Source organism: Streptomyces sp. NPDC037126, from assembly GCF_055605965.1.
In genome coordinates this window covers 1-13,003 of record NZ_JBVJTD010000059.1, presented here as the reverse complement: position 1 = coordinate 13,003, position 13,003 = coordinate 1, and the positions used below count along the sequence as shown (strand labels likewise).

The 13,003-nt window shown below is 67.2% G+C and carries 12 protein-coding genes and 1 pseudogene; 5 read left to right on the top strand and 8 right to left on the bottom strand.

The window, feature by feature from the left end; translation table 11 throughout:
• Window positions 1-252: LexA family protein (locus ACZ7FF_RS44225; protein WP_470820333.1), on the bottom strand; the 252-nt coding region annotated here is incomplete at its 3' end.
• Between the two features lie 360 nt (window positions 253-612).
• On the opposite strand from ACZ7FF_RS44225, the gene ACZ7FF_RS44220 reads away from it, so the two are divergent.
• Complete coding sequence (locus tag ACZ7FF_RS44220) at window positions 613-945, top strand: hypothetical protein (RefSeq protein WP_470820332.1); 333 nt, start codon at window positions 613-615, stop codon at window positions 943-945.
• A 127-nt stretch (window positions 946-1,072) separates the two neighbouring features.
• On the opposite strand, the gene ACZ7FF_RS44215 is transcribed toward ACZ7FF_RS44220, so the two are convergent.
• Window positions 1,073-1,441 carry a hypothetical protein gene (locus tag ACZ7FF_RS44215; RefSeq protein WP_470820330.1) on the bottom strand — a complete coding sequence of 123 codons (369 nt, stop codon included), beginning with the start codon at window positions 1,439-1,441 and terminating at the stop codon, window positions 1,073-1,075.
• Between the two features lie 524 nt (window positions 1,442-1,965).
• On the opposite strand from ACZ7FF_RS44215, the gene ACZ7FF_RS44210 reads away from it, so the two are divergent.
• Window positions 1,966-2,187, top strand: a complete 222-nt coding sequence (locus ACZ7FF_RS44210) for a hypothetical protein (RefSeq protein WP_470820329.1) — start codon at window positions 1,966-1,968, stop codon at window positions 2,185-2,187.
• A gap of 182 nt (window positions 2,188-2,369) precedes the next feature.
• Here ACZ7FF_RS44210 and ACZ7FF_RS44205 read toward each other — a convergent pair whose 3' ends face one another.
• On the bottom strand, window positions 2,370-2,570 hold the full coding sequence (locus ACZ7FF_RS44205; protein ID WP_470820327.1) for a hypothetical protein: 201 nt from the start codon (window positions 2,568-2,570) through the stop codon (window positions 2,370-2,372).
• 355 nt (window positions 2,571-2,925) lie between these two features.
• Here ACZ7FF_RS44205 and ACZ7FF_RS44200 point away from each other — a divergent pair, with 355 nt between their 5' ends.
• Window positions 2,926-3,453 carry a hypothetical protein gene (locus ACZ7FF_RS44200; protein ID WP_470820325.1) on the top strand — a complete coding sequence of 176 codons (528 nt, stop codon included), beginning with the start codon at window positions 2,926-2,928 and terminating at the stop codon, window positions 3,451-3,453.
• Window positions 3,454-3,944: 491 nt separating this feature from the next.
• Here the strand turns inward: ACZ7FF_RS44200 and ACZ7FF_RS44195 are convergent.
• The 4 genes and pseudogenes from ACZ7FF_RS44195 to ACZ7FF_RS44180 form a co-directional block, all read right to left on the bottom strand.
• Window positions 3,945-4,121, bottom strand: a pseudogene (locus ACZ7FF_RS44195) (SPOR domain-containing protein); the annotation flags it as partial.
• Between the two features lie 7 nt (window positions 4,122-4,128).
• Window positions 4,129-4,470, bottom strand: a complete 342-nt coding sequence (locus tag ACZ7FF_RS44190; protein WP_470820324.1) for a PadR family transcriptional regulator — start codon at window positions 4,468-4,470, stop codon at window positions 4,129-4,131.
• Between the two features lie 87 nt (window positions 4,471-4,557).
• Window positions 4,558-7,104, bottom strand: a complete 2,547-nt coding sequence (locus ACZ7FF_RS44185; protein ID WP_470820323.1) for a helicase associated domain-containing protein — start codon at window positions 7,102-7,104, stop codon at window positions 4,558-4,560.
• 80 nt (window positions 7,105-7,184) lie between these two features.
• Window positions 7,185-7,427, bottom strand: a complete 243-nt coding sequence (locus ACZ7FF_RS44180; RefSeq protein WP_470820321.1) for a hypothetical protein — start codon at window positions 7,425-7,427, stop codon at window positions 7,185-7,187.
• 611 nt (window positions 7,428-8,038) lie between these two features.
• Between ACZ7FF_RS44180 and ACZ7FF_RS44175 the strand changes: the two genes are divergently transcribed.
• Entirely contained in the window at window positions 8,039-8,401 is a 363-nt protein-coding gene (locus ACZ7FF_RS44175; RefSeq protein WP_470820320.1) for a hypothetical protein, read from the top strand.
• A gap of 73 nt (window positions 8,402-8,474) precedes the next feature.
• Here the strand turns inward: ACZ7FF_RS44175 and ACZ7FF_RS44170 are convergent, their stop codons facing one another.
• Window positions 8,475-10,490, bottom strand: a complete 2,016-nt coding sequence (locus ACZ7FF_RS44170) for a DNA/RNA helicase domain-containing protein (RefSeq protein ID WP_470820318.1) — start codon at window positions 10,488-10,490, stop codon at window positions 8,475-8,477.
• Between the two features lie 198 nt (window positions 10,491-10,688).
• Between ACZ7FF_RS44170 and ACZ7FF_RS44165 the strand changes: the two genes are divergently transcribed.
• Complete coding sequence (locus ACZ7FF_RS44165; protein ID WP_470820316.1) at window positions 10,689-11,654, top strand: protein NO VEIN domain-containing protein; 966 nt, start codon at window positions 10,689-10,691, stop codon at window positions 11,652-11,654.
• Window positions 11,655-13,003 lie beyond the last annotated feature (1,349 nt).

The following is a 13,003-nucleotide window of genomic DNA, read 5'->3' as shown; positions in this document are numbered from 1 at the left end:
GACGGCCTGGCCGATCTCCCGCATCGACGGCGGGTACCCCCGACGCTGTACGGAGTCCCTGATGACCTCGATCACCCGGCGCTGGCGGTCGGTGAATCGGGAGCTGTCCGCCCGGATGCCTGGAGGTCGGCCCGGCAGGGAGCGCTTGTGCCCCTCTGGATTCGTGGCTTCGTTCATCGCGTGTACCGGCTCGACCCGGCCCTGGGAGCGGTCCTGGGCGGTGATGGTGGCACTGTCTGCGGTGGTGGTCACGTCGCGCGGGCTGCCTGCCGCGCGTGCGAGAACGGCGCTGAGCAAGGCAGCCATCGGCACCGGTCGCACCTATCGCGACGCCCGCTCGATCAGCGTCACGGATGATGCGCTGTCGACCTTGAGACCCCGTTCACGCGACGCGTAGGCATCGCCAACTACCCTTGCCGTCGCGGAACCTGACCGAGCAGAACACGAGTCAAGCTGTAGACGAGCTGTCGAAAGATTGTCGACGGCCTGACGAAAATCGGCCTGCTCACGGGGGTTTACTAGGCAGTCGCGTCTGTCCACGCGGACGACCGGACACGGTCGGCTTCCCGTGCTGTGGACAGCCGAGGTCGATAGTCGATAAGGAGCACGGCAATGCTGAAGAGGTCCCTGGTGGCCGTCATGAGCGCTTCCGCCCTCGCGGTAGGGGCGCTGGGGCTGAGTGCCGGGTCTGCCTCGGCAGCTTCCACCTGGAAGCTGAAGGCCACGTGTAGCTCGGTCAACATACGAGCGAAGGCCACCACCAGTGCGAAGGTCAATGGCGTCGCCTACAAGGGCGACCTCATGAACGGCACGAAGGTGGATTACAAGGGCTACAAGGACATCAAGGTGGACAAGGCCTGGATCTACGGCAAGGTGGTCCGCAAGGACCGCAAGGTCATCTACGGCTGGGCCGCGCTCAAGTGCTTCAACCCTTACGAGCAGTAGGGGAAACCTGCTCGGACAATCCCACGGCCTCTGACCGTTTCACCCGGTCAGAGGCCGTTCGTCTGGTGGTGGGCGTGGAATCTGAACCCACATTGGCTCGCGCCACGACGGCCTTCAACACCGCTGATCATTTCGGCCGCTGCCTGAGCGTATCTGGGGCTCCACCCCGCTCGTCGTCCGTGTGGGTGTCGACGGCTGCTGGGTCGCGCAGCGGGTGCGGGCCCTTAGCGGCCGTCGCGGTGATGCGTAGCCGGGCCATGCGCTCCCGGTGGTGGAGCCAGTCTCGCCACACGTCACGTCGATGTTCCGACTTCTGCGGCAGAAGCGCTGGCAGGACACTCGCCACGGTGCTCACACCACCGCCGATCGCGGCGCCGAGCACGACGACCCACGCGGGCCAGCCCACAGAGGACTTGGCGGCCAGAGCCAGGGCGCCAAAGCTGAGTGGCGGGGCGGTCCAGGCGAAGAGGCGGCGGGTGGCCTGGCGGATGGTCATGGCGGAGTCCTTCGGGCTCGGAGGGCGGCGCGCGCGTGGTGCGTGTGCGGGGCGGAGTGTGCAGCAGTCCCAGCCCTTAGGTCGCAGGCAGCGGATCTGACGGTGCTGAAGAGTGCAGGAGCGGGTGGTTAGCGGCGCAAGCCCCCCGGCGGCGGCCTCAACGCTGCCCATGGAGAAAGGCTCATTCAAGTGCTCTGACCTGCAAATCTCCCGGCTCTTAGGCCTTGAATGACGGCCCCTAGACCGCTACAGGGCTAGCGGCGCAACCCTGCCCTGCATCACCTGCTGCTGGTGCTCGGCACGGACGAGACGGAACGCCGCGCGAGGCGACGGCGCTGCCCGCCCCGCTGCGCGGTCGCCCTCGCCCCCCGGGGGCCTGCGCGGCACTATCCCTGGCAGAGACGAAGCACTGGCCCGTCGCCCAGGACCAGGAGATCATCCACATCCCGCACGCGACGTGGAGCAACGCCCTCACCCAGCTCGATGCCGGCGCTTTCGTCGACGTCCTCATCCCGGTCACCACCGTGGAGGCCCGTGCCCGTGCCACCGGCGCACGACGGATCCGAGAAGCGAAGACCGCGATTCGCGACGGACGGTACGAGCACGCCGTCGCCCTCGCCCGAGCAGCCCTCGATCCCGTACGCGAGGCATGCAACACCAAGAAGCTCCATGACCAGGCGGTGCAGAAGAAGGCCGGGGAGCGGGACCAGGAGGAGCGCTGGGCGGTACTCATCCAAAGCGCCTAGGCCCTGTTTAGCGGCGCACCGCACGACGACGCGGGCACCACCGAGAACTTCACCTGGACCCGCGCTGACGCCATCGCGGCCGTCGCCACCGCCGCCGGCCTGCTTGCTCGGCTCGAGGATCGCCCGTAGCGGGCCGACCGCAGAGGCTTCCGTCGGCCATGCTCCGGTCCCTCTGCCGGCTATCAGCGCGACTGGATCCACAGGCTGCCGTACGCGACGATGGCGCCGCCGACCGCGGTTGCGGCCCCTCGGATCAGATGCAGGCCAGCCTCGTTGCGCAGCCGCCGGGCGTACTTGGCCCACCGGGTCCTCGATGATCCCCCTTCGGGCGTTGCGAGGGGTTCCGGGTCCGGGCTGTTGCCCGTACGCTCGGGCTTGGACATGAGCTTCTCCTTCGTCGGGGATGTTCGGTCTTCTGCGGACGGCTCCCTGCCCACCAGGGGGCCGTCGCCGTTTCCGGCGACAGCCGTGCCGTTGTCCACTCATTGAGATTTTCGACGTCTCGCGGGGTGAACGAGAACCAACGAAAGCACCTCGAAACCCGCTCTGACCAGCGGAAACAGTGGATTGTTGAAAGAATTCCCTCTGCGTCAACGAGACGCCAACGTGGTTCTACTCAGGTCCTTGCAGGTCTTTGTGGCATCAACATGCGCAATCCCGGGCTCACATGGGGTGTCCTGCCGAGCATTCATGAGGAATCACATGTCGAACTGAGTTGAAGCGTGCCAGAGTTGGCGGATGCCTCAGATGCTGCGGATGCCGAGCAAAGCCGACCTGCCTGATGGGACCAGGCGTGAATTTGTAGCCGAGCTGTTCATCCACTTCAAGGAAGCAGGGCGTCCTACACCCGCCCGCATCGCAGCAACGACCAGTTCTATGCAGGATCCGCTTCCTGTAAGCCGGGAAACCATCCGCCGGCTCCTCAAGGGGCAGACGATCAGCACGTGGGAGCGAGTCGACGCGGTCCTGCGAGCCCTGTGCGAGATCGGTGGTCAGGACCCTGACCGCAGGCGCTGGCAGGAATCGGACAACTGGCACGATGACGATCCGACCACCTGCAGGGAGCGCCTGCGCGAGTTGTTGAACGACGACATCGATGGAGTCGAACCGGAGAACGTCCCGGCGCCTGTCCCGCCCGCGCCATCCAACTCGGGGTGGGGTGGTACTCGTACGCAGCCCCCGCAGGATGATCCGTGGGCCACCACGCCCAAGCCGGCCCCGAATACCCCGGCCACTGGTGGCTACTCTGACGAACCGCCTTTCTAGGCGCGTGCATGTGCGGTCCGACAACCGCAGGTGATCAACCGTGTTGCGCTGGCGGAGGAGTGACGGGGTATCTGCGGTGGCTCCTGCTACCTGGGACCTCATTGGACACGCTGCCGGCGCGTTGCGAAGCGAAGGGTCCAGGCGCAGGACGGTCCGCTGCGCAGGGTGACCCGCAGTAGCCAGGGCATCCGCGTGCGCAGAGGTCGTTCACCAAGGTCGGCCCACTCTGCCATCCACTCTTCGCACCAGCGGTCGCGGGCGTCCGCAGGCAGGATGTGAGCGAGGGCTTCGAACAGAGGCCGTGCCCGCTGCAGGCGCCGACCCGTGTGGTCCTTTGCGCCGTGCGTGGGCTCTTCCCCGGCACTTTCGGTGGATTCCTCAGCTGGGGGCGGTATCTGCCCGAGCGACCGACGGACGCCCGAGGCGTGGCCCCCCACGATGCCCCGCCCAGAGTCAGAGTGGTCGGCGCTGAGACCTGTGTTGGCACAACTCACGTCCTCCACCCGGTAGAGCTGCCGATCGCCGCGGGTGTTGAGGCTTTCGCTGACCTTCTGGGCTTCGTCCCGGGTGGCGTACCGGCCCACCCGGTACCGGTTGCCGTTGTCGTCCTGGCGGATCACTAACCAGGGGACGACTGCTTCGCTGGCCTCGTTGCCGGCGCCGTACATCTCAGCCTCAACTCCCCAGGCCTTCAGCAGGGCGGAGGCGTGCAGAGGTAGCGCCCCCCTGGTAGGCGGCAGCGAGAGCGACGCGGGCGGACTCGGCACCACTTGGGGTGAAGCGGTAGTAGCGGCGGCGGGGCCGGGGCGGATCGGTCTTCTCGATCTCGCCCTGGTCTTCCCAGAAGGACTCAAGCCAGCCTGCGTTCTCCAGGCGGGCGAGGATGGGATGGATGGTGCCGGTGGGAAGGCCTGCTGCTTGGGAGAGCTCTAGACCGTAACGGGCCTCGCCAGGGCTCTCCAGCAGGGTCCGCAGCACCAGTTGAGTCTGGAGCGTCATGCGCGGCGTCTTTGCCATGCCAGAACTCTAGTATGGGAGCCACCTGTATAACAGCAGAACGCGGCATCTGCCTTGGGTAGATGCCGCGCCCCGAACTGTCGCCACCTACACCCACCGCATCCCGATGGCGGACAGCTGTTCCACTCGCTCCGGGGAAAGCGTCGCGGCCCTGCTCCGCTGGTTCCCGATCCATGCACCAAGTCGGAGCTGCCGCTCCTCCTGGTCCTCGCCGCTGTCGCCGTCCCCGCTGACGACGATCCGTTCGACGTGCTTCCTCGGCACCCCTAGGTGCCCCTCGCGCTCGTAGAACTGGCGGGCGGCCGCGTAGTTCATCGCCCACTTGTCGGCCTGCGTACGGCGCGGGGGCGGCTTCTCGTCCTCGGCCGCGGGCTCGATCCCGAGGACCTGCTCACACATCCACTGCTGGACGGTGGTGAGGCTGTCCCAGCCGTGCCGGATCGAGCGCACCCACCGGCCAAGGTCCTCGCCTTGGTGCACGACCTCGCCCGGCTCAATGGGCAGCTCACCGCCGGCCTCCAGGTGGAGCCGGACGAGGTGGAAGGCGCGCTGCCACTCCACCGGCCAGGCCGGGCACCACGCCGGGTCGATGTCCTCAAGCTGAGCGCGCCGCTCCTCGGACAGCGCCCCGGCCGACGACTCCACGGGCAGCTCCTCGGCGCGCCGCTGCTCGTTCGCCTGCGCTCGTCGGGCGGCGGCCCTCTGGTTTTTCAGCCAGATGCCGATCCGGTAGCCCTGGTGGGTGGCATCCGTCGGTGCCAGGAGGTGGCCTGTCTCGGCGGCCCATCCGCGTGCGGCGGCCAGGCCCTGTTCCCAGGCGACGTCGTAGTGGGACCAGACCATGCCCAGCTTCTCCAGCTGGGCGATGCGGCCGGAGTCCAGACGGCCGCGGGCGTGGAGGCGCCGGGTGTCGGCGATCCACTGTCCGAGCGGGAAGGCGGCGAGCGAGGCAGGCCACTCCTCGGTCTCCGCCTCCTGGCCGTTGAAGTCCCCGCGGGGGACGCGGTAGGTGAAGGGCACGCGCAGGTCGCCGTGGTGGCGGGTGTAGAGGGTGGCGGCTTCGATGCCGCGGCGCCAGTGGGCGTGTTCGGGCTTGAGGACGCGGAGGTTGATGAACGCTGCCAGCTGCGCGGGGTCCCGCGGGGTGGAGAACTTGAGCAGTTCCCTGGCCGGCATCGATAGACGGTCGCTTCGGTCGCTCGCGCCTCCCTCGCCTTCCTCTGCCCCGCTGCGGCTCTGGACACCGCGGACACGGCTGCGGGCCTGCTGTTCGGCGAGCTGTTCCACCACCCGGGTGTCGTGCGCTCTGAGCGCTTCCAGGAGCTTGGCCAAGCCGCCGTAGGCACGGCTGGTGAGCATGTTGTCGGTTGTCTCGCCGGGGCCGAGCAGGACGGGGACGACGAGGGAGGCGGTCTTGCCCTGGCCGGGGTGCAGGCGTAGGGCGCGGCCGACGGCCTGGACGAGGTCGGGCATGGAGCCGCGGACGTCGGCGAAGTAGACGGAGTCGCATTCGCGGGTGTCGATACCCTCGCCGAGTACCTTCACCGAGCCCAGGAAGCTCTTCTCGACGACGGCGCCGTCGGTCGTGATGCCGGCGGCGAACTCACCGAGCACACGTCGGCGGTGGTCTGCCCGATGGTCACCGCACAGCCAGTCGGCCCAGACGGTGCGCGGGTACTGCTCGGGGTCACTGGCGTGCAGCTGCTCGGCGACCTGGGGGAGGCCGGCTGCGAAGGCTTCGGCCTCCTTGACGACGTGGTGGAAGACGAGGGTGCGCCGGAAGTCCTCCTCCGAGGACGCCTTCAACAGCGCGGTCTGCAGCGCGGCGAGACGGGCCCCACGCACCTGGTCCGAGCGTGCTTCGGCGCCGAGGAGCTGCGCGGCCTGGAGCTGGGTGTCGGTGATGTCCAGGCACACCACCTGGTAGGGCGCGCAGATCCCCCGGTCGATCGCCTCGGACAGGGTGAGGGTGTAGCACCGGGCCCCGAACGGACCATCCGGATCGTCCTCCATCGACGCCACCAGCTCACCCGGCACGCCCGGCGAAGCCTCCACGTCCTCGTCCAGCTGCCACAGCCGTGGTGTGGCGGTCATGTAGAGCCGGCGCAGCGCCGGGATTCGGGTGTTGTCGTGCACGACCGCCCAGGGCTTGCCGATGCGGCCGGAGGTCCGGTGCGCCTCGTCGACCACGATCAGATCCCAGCCCGGCAGGCCCGCAGCGTGCGCGCGCTCGAGCGTGCCGAGCCCGAGCGAGGCGTACGTGGCGAACACCGTGACGCGGTCGAAGGGCCGCACCCAGGCGACCAGCTCGTCCACGTCCGTGCTGTTCGGGAAGCCGACCTCGTCTCCACGCAAGGACGAGACCCCGATCATCGGCCCCGTGCGACCGCCCTCACGCCAGGCGGCCTCCGTCTGGGCCAGCAGATCCAGCGAGGGCACGAGCACCAGAACCCGGCCCGCCCGGAGCTCCTGCGCGCTGCGCACCGCTACGAAGGTCTTCCCGGACCCGGTAGCCATGATCACCTGAGTTCGCAGGCCTTGGCCGGGTGCGTGCGTGCTGGGAGGGAGGGTCAGGGCGCGTAGGACTGCGTCGGTTGCTTCCCGTTGGTGCGGGCGCAGCTGGGGGTGCGGCATGTCCTGCCTTCGGGGGTGGGGCTGGGAGGCTGGGCTGCTGGTCCTGGGTTTCTCCGGCAACCGGGAAGTGATGGTGCTGCTCAGACGATGTGGACTCGTTCTGTGTTGCCTTCTTCGTCGCGCAGGAGGATCTCCTTGCCGTCGGCCATCTGCTGGGCGAGGAAGGCGTAGACCTGGACGGCCCGGTTGATGACGTCGGTCTTGGACAGGCCGGTGATCCGCATGAGGGTGCTGACGGCTTGGGCTGCCGTGGCGATGAGGGTCACCGTGAAGCGTTCGTTGTCCGTCCGTACGGCATGGATCTGGTCCGTCTGGCGAGCCATGTCGGTCTCCCTGGGGGGTGGGAAGTCGGATGCCCGCAGACACCCCTTGCCCCTCCATCATGCCATTGCTACACCGAAAAGCCACCACTTTGGTGCTCCATTAGTGCCGTGACGTGCGTTTCACGGTCGCAGACCCTGCCCGGATGCGTCTGTCCGTCCTTGCGCCTCGCGTCATCGGCGGGCGCCGCAGGGGCAGGGCTTATGAGTGCCGAAGTGTCCTGGGGGGAGTGGCGCCCGCTGGAGTGCTGAGGGGGAGCACGGCCGCACGGACACGGCTGTGCCCCACCGTCTGCCGGTCGCCCGCCCGACTGGCGCCGATGAGAGGGGCCCGAAAGTTCGGTCACCGATGTGGTGACGAGATGGTGCGGTGACGGTCGGAGTGTGCTAGGTTTACCCCTGCGGCAACTGCCGTCTCCTGTACCAGAGTTGATCGAGAGGGTCCTAAATGCGGCTTAATCCTCGCCAGCAGTCGCGCGGGCTATGTCGAGCCCGCGGCTTCGTCTTCTACGTGACGTAGGAACGAGCAGCTGGCCGGGGACTGATCGAGCTTTGTCGCGCGCCGATTCACGGTGCGCAAGTTCGGTCGCCGCTCATTAGGAGGGCCCCAGCCCATGAACAACAACCTCGTGCAGGTCGCGAACGTCGAGCAGCCGTCGGCGCAGGCCGCGGTGCAGATCTCGACGACGCCGGTCGTCCAGGAGGAGGCGCCCACCAGCGGCGCTGAGGTGACGATCGAGGTCACCAAGACGAACTTCAAGACCGTGATGCGTGTCCCCGGCGCCAACGCGGGCCAGATGATCAACGCCGCGACCCGCGTCCTCGGGCTCGTCGGTTCCGTGGTCGGCCCCGTCGCTCTGCTCAAGTTTTCCGTGGACGTCGTGATGCCCTGGTACGGGCTGGCGGCGCTGGTCGTGGTGGTCGCGCTCCTGCCGCTCGTTCACGTGGTGGTCGGTAATCGCCACGACAAGAAGTAGTTGACCTGCACGGTGTAGACGCCCGAAGCGGCGCCGGACTCCCTGGAGTCCGGCGCCGCTTCGTTGTGTGGTGTCAGTTTGCGTGGACCAGGGTCTGCAGCAGGTGGTGGGTGTCTGGGTCGGTGGCGTGGATGCGGGTGGTGTGGGTGCCGCGGGTGAGCAGGACGCGGTAGGTGTTGAGGGCGTAGGGGAGGTACTGCTCGGGGGTGAGGTGGCGCAGCGCGGTGTCGTGGCTCTCTCCGGGGTGGGCGTCCCAGTGGCCGTCTTTCCAGGTGAGGTCGGGGCCGATGATGACGCCGGCGTGGTGGTATTCGAGGCCTTGGGCGGTGTAGATGCAGCCGATCTGCTGGTGGCCGCCGGTGTGGCTGGCCCATAGCTGGTTGTGGGGGGCGATCAGGCGCCCGTCGTCGGGGTCGGTGAGTGCGCTCGAGGCGTTCCAAGCGGCGCGCCAGGTCCGGGGTGGGCCGCCCGGGGTGGTGCTGGGCGCATTGATGCTGATGTCGAGGGGGAGGGTGGTGGCGCTGGAGGGTCGGGTGCGGGTCCACTCCCAGCAGAATCCGGCGGTGGTGCGGGCGGTGTGCTCATGGTTGTCGGCTTGGTCGATCCAGTCCTGGAGCTGGAAGGGATCGTCGGCCAGCCCCAGGTCGTAGCCGGCGTGTCCGGTCCATGGCTGGGGTGTGCCATACAGCAGGTTGTCGACCCACACGGTGTAGGCGGCAGAGCCGCTGCAGCGGAAGGAGCCGGTGAGTTCCAGGTGGTGATGGGGGCGGCCCAGGGCGTGGGCGGCTGTGCGGATCTCCTCGACGGTGGTGCCTTCGTCGGGGCGGATGATCTGCCGTTCGTCGAGGAAGATGACGGCGAGGGGAACGTGCTGGATCACGGCGGCCAGGTCCGGCGGCAGGCCGGCCGCGCCGCCTCGCTTGATGCGCTGGGCTTCGTCGATGACGAGCGCCCCTGCCTGGCGGGCGATGCTGCGCAGAGAGCCGGCCGACGGAAACAGCTCGCGGGCCGCGCCGTGGTCCCGGACGGCGTCCAGGAGGTGGGCGCGCAGCGTGCCGGAGGGGGTGATGAAGCGGGGACGGGTCGCGGGATGGGCGCGCATGAGGCGGCCCAGCAACCGCACGGCGAGAGCGGTCTTGCCGCTGCCCGGCCCGCCGCTCACCGTGATGATCGCGCCTTCACCGCCTCCGGCCGGTGCCGTGTCCTGACCGCGGCCGGGCAGGTGACGGGCTGCGGCCTGGCGGACCCGTACGAACGCATCCTGCTGATCGCCCACCAGAGCGAACGCGCTGTTGCCCTCCAGGTCGGCACCGACATGGTCCAGGAGCCGGCTCGAGGGCTGCCACCGAATGTTCTCGAACTCCTCCACCTGCCCAGCCCCCGGCGCCGTCAGGTCTCCACAGCACAGCAGCCGCGCCAGCGCCTCACCAGACCGGGACAACTCCTTACCGGTCAGGACCGGCACACCGACATCCGCACCGGCGCCGGCAAACAGGGCGGCTCCCTCGGCGGCAGTGGCATTGTGCAGCACCACCACCGCACGCACCTCGAGCTCCGGCGCGCCCTGTGGGCGCCAGTGCTGGAAGAAGCTGCGGTAAGCAGCGACCTGATGGACCGGATGAGCCGTCACTAGGCCGTCGGTGCGCATCACCCGGTCGGTGTCGAGGATGCGGCAGGTCTGCCACTGCTTGAGCTCCACGACCACCAGTCCCAGGGCCCCGCCCGGGCTGGCGCCGACCAGCAGCGCGTCCAGGCGCCGCCCACCGCCCGGCGTGCCGTACTCCAGGTACACCTGAAGATCCTTCAGCCCGGCCCCCATCAACGCTTCGAACAAGGGCGGCCAGCTGTTACGCCAGCTCCTCTCCTCCGCAGGATCAAGCGTCCCAAAGCCGGCAGCTCGATACCGGGCTGCGCATCGGCCGATGAACGCCGCGTCCTCCAGGGATGCGGCGATGTCACCGACCCGGGCCGCGGCCACACATAAGACTGGCCCTTGCACCGCCGGCTCCCCGGATACCGGCGTCTGCCCGCGATCCAGGCCGCGCGGGCCGGCATCGGCCGGACCCGGACTCGGAACCTGCTCAGACACGTGCTTCCCCCAATGCCTCTACGAACTACTGCACAGCGACCAGCGGCCCGACTGACACCAGGTACTCATACTGCTGATGCCGCCTCAACAAGCATTGGACGAGCTGTAGTTGGCCAGCGGCCGGATCACTGGCAGGTAGGCTACCAAAGCGTGAGAACCTATCGACCAGTCGATAAGAGCATGCTTATGATGCCCTGCATGAAGAGTTCGACGTTCCTCATGGTGCATGTCGGCCAGAGCACCGAGTCGCAGCGCAACCTCGAGCACGGCATCGACACCCTTTCCTGGGGCTTTCCCGAGAAGAAGCCCGAGTACGAGGACGCCCGCCCCCAGTTCGCCGTCCTGGCCACCGGTGCCTCGCCCCGAGTTCAGCTCGAGGACTGGCTGCACAACACCGCCACCCTGTACCTCTTCCAGGTCCGCGGCGGCTTCTACACGGGCCACGCCTGGCACTGGCCTGACGAGGAGGCTGAACGGCGCCTGAAGTACCCTCAGCGCTTCGGCATCGAGCCGCTGGCCAAGCTGGAGGACGTCCCGCTCGGTCCCGAAGGCCCTCTGAGTGAGGCCGGCAGTGACGCCATCCGCCGCTCAGGCACCGACCGCGGCATGGGCAAGCTCGTCCAGATGCCCGCACAGCGCCTCCTGGAACTCGCCGGCATCCCCTTCGACCCCGACGACCCCGAAGACGTCCCCCTGGACAAGTCCCCGGGCTTCACCGCCGAACAGGTCGAAGGCAAGAAGAAGCCCCAGCGCCGCCGCCGCGGCGCCGGGTACATCTCCGATCCCAAGAAGCGCAAGGCCATCGAGGAACACGCCGAACAGCTCGCCACCGCCCACTACCAGCGGCAGGGATGGACGGTCGAGAAGCTCGGAAAGCCCTACGACTTGCGCTGCATCCGGGGCACGGAGGAACGCCACGTCGAGGTCAAGGGCACGACCGGCGCCGCCACCAGCGTCGAGCTCACCATCAACGAGGTCCTCCACGCCCGGGACAAGGAGAACACCGTCGACCTGTATGTGGTGAGCGACATCCGCGTGGACACCGCTACCAATCCCTACACCCCCAGCGGCGGTACGGTCTCGCACTACCCCGACTGGGAGCCAGCCGAGAACGACCTCAGGCCCCGCAAGTACGAGTACCGCCTCCCTGAGCTGCCCGCCTGACCGGACAGCCGCCAGAAGCCGGACCGTCAGCTGATGCCCGGTCACCTGCCCTGCGACGCCCTTGCAGGTGACCGGACACCTCGCCCCCGCGCTCGGCGACCCCCATACGCGAGACTGTGTCCTCGCCGCCGCCCCCGAGAAACCTCCCCTGAGCCGCCGAGAATTGACGAGTATTGCCAGTCATGAAGAAGGCTGCTATAAATGCCGTACCTCGTCGAGAGGCCAGGGAAGCACCAGACGAGCGTACTCGAACGCGCGCCTCTTGCAGCATAGAGAAAAGCGTGTACAGTGTTTATCAGTGGCACCCTCACCGCATGCCCGCGGCGTGCGACCGCAGGTCAGTCGCTATTGACGATCACACCAGCAGTCATTAAACTGTAAGAACAGCATCACGAAGCACTGAGAGGTATGTGCGACAGCTTTCACGCACCGCTATGTATGAAGCCGAAGGGCAGGCTCCCTTCGGCTTTACTGTACCCCAGAAAGGACACAATGAGTATCCAACCGATTACCAAAAGTCTTGAGCAGTGCATAGAACAGCTGGCAGAGGCCAGCGAGCAGTACAACGCCGGCAATGGAATCGCTGGCAAAGCAGGGGAAGGGGGAGCAATGTTCGGTAGCTAGGAAATGAAATGCTGCCCACGAACCCTCACAGAATGAGGGTTTATTTTTTTGCCCAAAATCGGGAAGTCGAGGAGGAATCTCTTCGAATGAACACACAACCACCAATGAATAGGACCCAAAATGAACTCTGCCCACATCTCCTTCCTTTACCGTAACTACTGCAACACAATTTTTTCCACCGTCCTCTATGTTCTCGCAGCCATCTCAGCATTCACTCAGAATCCAATTCTAGCCACTCTTCTCTCGATTGTAGGAATTCCGACTCCGAGGGACTTTGTCTACGAACTTCGGAGCGCCAATCACAGGACAGTGAAGTATTTTGCTGTGCAGAACTACGCAGCCCACTTCAAGAGCAGCAAGGATTCCATTCCAGAATCAATCTAGCCCTTCATTTGAAGCACCAGACTGAGGGCTTCAGCAACGCAGCCCGCCCCCTTGCTGCTGCTCGGGCCGCAGGCCCGTGGGCCGACCCGCGCAGCGGGGCCGGCCTCGTGGTGCGGAGCGCCACACGGTGCTCGGAGCGCAGCGCAGGCACCGCAGGGGGGTGTAGCCCCCATCGCTCAGAGAGTGCAGCGGACGGCGCGTCATCTGCCTTGCGAAGCAAGGCAGATGGGCTGACCGCGCAGCGGTCAGTAGGCGCTCCCGCTCCGCGGGAGCGCAACCCCCGTGCGCAGCACGGGGGTTCGCTTGCATTGCGCGCAGCGCAATGGGACCCGCTCCGCGGG